Raw genomic sequence first — 615 nt, 5'->3', positions numbered from 1 at the left:
CCTCGTCGCCATGCGGGTGCAGGAGCAAAACCGCCTGAAAGCCCCGCGCAGCAGTCTGATCGCCGATAATATCCGCGCCCATCTTTGCGAACTGGAGCGCCATATCGAAGCGCTCAAGGCAGAGATCGACACCCTGATTAGCGAAAGCCGCGATCTGGCACTGCGGGCTAAATCATTGCGGTCGGTGCCGGGCATCGGACCGGTTCTGGTGCCGCTGCTCTTGGCCGTCATGCCCGAACTCGGCACCCTCAACCGCCGCCAGGTCGCAAGCCTCGCCGGTGTGGCTCCGCATCCCAAAGAAAGTGGCAAGGCAAGCTAGCACCGCAGCACCACCGGCGGGCGACGCCAGATCCGTCCGGCGCTCTTCATCGCTGCTCTCGCCGCCTGTCGTGGCAATAGTCCGTTCGCCACAGCCTATCAGGCGCTGCTCAAGGCCGCAAAACCAAAGCGCGTCGCGCTCACCGCCATCATGCGCAAGATCATCACCATCGCAAACGCCCGGGTCAGAGACGCCTTGCAGCAGCAAAATGAATTAATGCTCGCGCCCGCATAAACTGACTTGGTGAGGGAAGTTGGGGGTGACGCTTTATTAGACGCCGGTGGAACGGCATGACG

The 615-nt window shown here is 62.0% G+C and carries 1 pseudogene; it reads left to right on the top strand.

Going from position 1 to position 615, the window contains the following annotated elements:
• Positions 1-553: pseudogene (locus RLEG4DRAFT_RS64475) on the top strand (transposase); the annotation flags it as partial.
• Between the last annotated feature and the right edge of the window lie 62 nt (positions 554-615).

This window comes from Rhizobium leguminosarum bv. trifolii WSM2297 (assembly GCF_000271845.1).
This window is presented reverse-complemented; position numbering and strand designations above follow the sequence as displayed.